3 protein-coding genes are annotated in these 2856 nt (G+C 46.6%); all 3 read left to right on the top strand.

What is annotated here, in order from left to right:
* Positions 1-18: 18 nt before the first annotated feature.
* From B9J84_RS09810 to B9J84_RS09800, 3 genes are read left to right on the top strand one after another with little or no spacing between them, the layout of a single operon-like run.
* Positions 19-987, top strand: a complete 969-nt coding sequence (locus B9J84_RS09810; RefSeq protein WP_047459681.1) for a calcium/sodium antiporter — start codon at positions 19-21, stop codon at positions 985-987.
* Positions 987-1994 (top strand): FAD:protein FMN transferase, encoded by a 1008-nt coding sequence (locus tag B9J84_RS09805; protein WP_047459678.1) that lies wholly within the window; start codon positions 987-989, stop codon positions 1992-1994. The genes B9J84_RS09810 and B9J84_RS09805 overlap by 1 nt, the downstream gene beginning before the upstream one ends.
* A 2-nt stretch (positions 1995-1996) precedes the next feature.
* Positions 1997-2836: a mechanosensitive ion channel family protein gene (locus B9J84_RS09800; protein ID WP_047459675.1), complete on the top strand. Its 840-nt coding sequence runs from the start codon at positions 1997-1999 to the stop codon at positions 2834-2836.
* Positions 2837-2856: the final 20 nt, after the last annotated feature.

Here is a 2856-nt window from a genome sequence, read left to right as displayed (position 1 = left end):
CTTTTATAGGGATTAAACATGCTATTAGCTTCACTCGCGATTATCGCTGGCTTTGCACTGCTTGTCTGGAGTGCAGATAAATTTGTTGAAGGCGCAGCCGCTAGTGCCAACTACGCAGGAATGCCGCCTTTATTGATTGGTATGTTGGTCGTCGGATTCGGTACATCGGCTCCCGAAATGGTGGTTTCGGCTATGGCGGCTATGGATGGCAATCCTGCTCTGGCGCTTGGAAATGCCGTCGGTTCGAATATTGTCAACATTACCTTAATACTCGGTGTGACCGCGATCATTGCACCGATTGCTGTGCATTCAAGCATCATCCGTAAAGAACTTCCCATTCTTTTACTCGTCACGCTTGTCATTGGCGCAATGTTGTGGAATCACCATATCAGCACATTAGAAGCCTGGGCGTTGATTGGTGGATTCATGCTTTTGATTGGTTGGTCAATCTGGAGCGCATTACGCTCAAAGGGAGACCACTTAGAACAAGAGATGGACGACGAACTGTCTAGCCAAAGTATGTCACTGAAGTCATCCATTTTCTGGTTGATTACAGGGTTAGTGTTACTGATTATCAGCTCGCGTATTTTGGTGTGGGGAGCGGTGGAAATCGCACAACAACTCGGTGTCAGCGATTTATTGATTGGTCTAACTATTGTGGCCTTAGGAACGTCCTTACCCGAATTAGCCGCATCCATCGTGGCAGCGCGTAAAGGCGAGCATGATATAGCTGTGGGTAATGTGGTCGGCTCAAATATGTTTAACTCCTTAGCCGTCATCGGTATTGCTGGCACCATTGAGCCTATTAGCAATATTGGTGCTGAAGTCTTCTGGCGTGACTGGACATCGATGCTTTTTGTCACGGGGTTGCTGCTTTTGACCGCCGCTCGTTTTGGTAGATCGCAGACGATCTCTCGCAGTGAAGGCGCGGTGCTGTTGGTGTGTTATTTGGGGTACAACGGTTATCTCATCTATGGAGCGCTGTAATGTCTAAATTCTGCTGGATTGTTGTTGGTCTTGTTTTCCTCTCTGGATGCGAAAGCGCGTCTCCGAAGGTAGAAAAACTATCGGGAATGGCTCAAGGGACAACGTGGCATGTGAGCTATTGGAGTCAAGAAACCTTTGATAGCAATAAGTTAGATGCTGAGCTGGAAGTGGTACTCGCCGAAATTGATAAAGAGATGTCGAACTATCGTCCCGATTCAACCATCTCTGCATTCAACTCGGGAGCGAGTTTGTCTGGTCAGGTGGGGAATAACATTACTCATCTGATACAGGTCGCGAAAGGCGTTTCTCAACAGTCCCGAGGGTGTTATGACTTGACCATCAGACCTTTGTTTGACCTCTGGGGATTTACACAAAATAAGCTATCCATTCCATCACAACAAGAGCTTGATAATGTCATGATGTCGGTGGGCATGGATAAAATTCAGGTTGACGACGCCATGATGACGAAAGCATCTGCACAAGTTCACGTCGATTTATCCTCCATTGCTCAGGGATACAGCGTTGGCCGATTGGCAGAGGTACTTAAACAACACCAAATCACCAACTACCTAGTTGAAATCGGGGGAGAAATGGTGGTGAGTGGCGTAAAACCGAATGGCGAGCCGTGGAAAATCGCGATTGAAAAGCCCCTGCCTGGAGAGCGAACGCTACAGAAAGTGTTGGCTTTCGACTTCCCTCAGGCAATTATGACATCAGGCACTTATCGACACTATTTCGATCAAGATGGACAGCGCTATACCCATATCATTGATGCCAGAACAGGAACGCCCGTTACGCACCATACAGTTTCGGTAACCGTTCTTCACGACGACCCAACTCAAGCGGATGCCTGGTCTACTGCTCTGCTTTGTCTTGGAACCACACAAGGTCTTGAAGTCGCCAATAAAAATCAAATTAAAGCGTTATTTATTGATGAATTGAATGGTGAACTGGTTGAGTCACGCAGTAAACATTACCAATCCGTACAAAAAGAGATAGAGGAGTAACCATGGAGCATATCGCTGGTTTTTACGATACGCATCAGGCATTCATTATGCAGATCTTGCAAAATGCGCTCTTGACGATTTTTATTTTTATCTTGGCTTCTGTGGTATCCAAGCTCGTCAAGCGCGGGGTATTTAAAGCAACAGAGAAAGTCAGCGGTGGGGATGAAATTATCGCTCGCTTGCTTTCTCAAGTGGCGTCTTATGCGGTTTATTTAGTCGCGTTGGTCATTGTTCTAGACCTCTTTGGTGTGAATACCGCCAGCTTGGTTGCCTTAGTCGGTGCAGCAGGTTTAGCGATTGGCCTAGCTCTGAAAGATACACTGAGCAACATTGCCGCAGGTATCATGATTTTATTTCTGAAGCCAATCAAAAAAGGCGAGTTTGTGGAATTCGGAAGCTACTCTGGTAGCGTGGTCGATGTTGGTCTATTCACTTCTGTGTTCGAGACGGCAGATGGTCTCTACATTTCTAGTCCGAACAGTGCCGTTTGGAATTCAACCATCCGTAATTTTAGCCGTAACAACAAACGTCGTATGGATATCACGGTTGGAATCTCATACAAAGATTCAGTTGAGGTCGGGTTGAACGTACTAAAAGAACTGGCGTTATCCCAATCGCATATTCTTAAAGATCCTGAGCCTCAAGTGATTGTCCACATGCTGGCTGATAGTTCAGTGAACCTCCAACTTCGCGCTTGGTGTCCAACGGATAAATACTGGGAAACCTATTGGGCGGTGCAAAAGCAAGTGAAATCCAATATCGAAGCAGCGGGATTAACCATCCCTTTCCCACAGAGAGATCTGCACATGAAATGGGTTGATGAAAACCCTGCCAAACCGTAGCCACTACACCAAGGAAGCCA

Source organism: Vibrio sp. V03_P4A6T147 (assembly GCF_002241085.1).
Taxonomy (GTDB): Bacteria; Pseudomonadota; Gammaproteobacteria; order Enterobacterales; family Vibrionaceae; genus Vibrio; species Vibrio anguillarum.
This window is presented reverse-complemented; position numbering and strand designations above follow the sequence as displayed.